Consider the following 1,144-nt stretch of genomic DNA (forward strand, 5'->3'; position numbering starts at 1 on the left):
GACTGAGTGGCTAAGCGAAAGTGATAAGTATCCCACCTGGGGAGTACGGGCGCAAGCCTGAAACTCAAAGGAATTGACGGGGGCCCGCACAAGCGGTGGAGCATGTGGTTTAATTCGATGATACGCGAGGAACCTTACCAGGGCTTAAATGTAGATTGACAGGACTGGAAACAGTTTTTTCTTCGGACAATTTACAAGGTGCTGCATGGTTGTCGTCAGCTCGTGCCGTGAGGTGTCAGGTTAAGTCCTATAACGAGCGCAACCCCTGTCGTTAGTTGCCAGCGAGTCATGTCGGGAACTCTAACGAGACTGCCAGTGCAAACTGAGAGGAAGGTGGGGATGACGTCAAATCATCACGGCCCTTACGTCCTGGGCTACACACGTGCTACAATGGCCGGTACAGAGAGCAGCCACCCCGCGAGGGGGAGCGAATCTATAAAGCCGGTCACAGTTCGGATCGGAGTCTGCAACCCGACTCCGTGAAGCTGGAATCGCTAGTAATCGGATATCAGCCATGATCCGGTGAATACGTTCCCGGGCCTTGTACACACCGCCCGTCAAGCCATGGAAGCTGGGGGTACCTGAAGTCGGTGACCGCAAGGAGCTGCCTAGGGTAAAACTGGTAACTGGGGCTAAGTCGTAACAAGGTAGCCGTACCGGAAGGTGCGGCTGGAACACCTCCTTTCTAGAGACACGACCGTTAGTTTTATGTAATAAGATTAAGTATGGATATACTTACTCTCGCTGTTAATTCAAATAATACAAAGAAGAAGAGCTTTAAAGATTTAAGAAATTAGATTTTAGACTTAAGACTGGATTCCGATTGGAAAAAATCTGAAATCTGAAATCAACAATCTGAAATTAAAATAGTCTCGTAGCTCAGCTGGTTAGAGTACTACACTGATAATGTAGGGGTCGACAGTTCGAGTCTGTCCGGGACTACTAATTAAAAGAAAGCATCTTCGGAAAAGGAAATTTTAGAAGTTGAGTTGCACTTTAAGTGACGAACCGCATAGGACTGTTAACTGAAGACTGTTAACTGTACACTAAAACGGGGGATTAGCTCAGCTGGCTAGAGCGCCTGCCTTGCACGCAGGAGGTCATCGGTTCGACTCCGATATTCTCCACAACGGCATTACGTTAG

The 1,144-nt window shown here is 48.3% G+C and carries 2 tRNA genes and 1 rRNA gene; all 3 read left to right on the plus strand.

Going from position 1 to position 1,144, the window contains the following annotated elements:
- A 16S ribosomal RNA gene (locus F565_RS0120905) occupies positions 1-685 on the plus strand; the annotation flags it as partial.
- Between the two features lie 183 nt (positions 686-868).
- Positions 869-942, plus strand: a tRNA-Ile gene (locus tag F565_RS0120910).
- Between the two features lie 111 nt (positions 943-1,053).
- A tRNA-Ala gene (locus tag F565_RS0120915) sits at positions 1,054-1,127 on the plus strand.
- Positions 1,128-1,144 lie beyond the last annotated feature (17 nt).

Source organism: Flavobacterium rivuli WB 3.3-2 = DSM 21788, from assembly GCF_000378485.1.
In the GTDB taxonomy this organism is placed as follows: Bacteria; Bacteroidota; Bacteroidia; order Flavobacteriales; family Flavobacteriaceae; genus Flavobacterium; species Flavobacterium rivuli.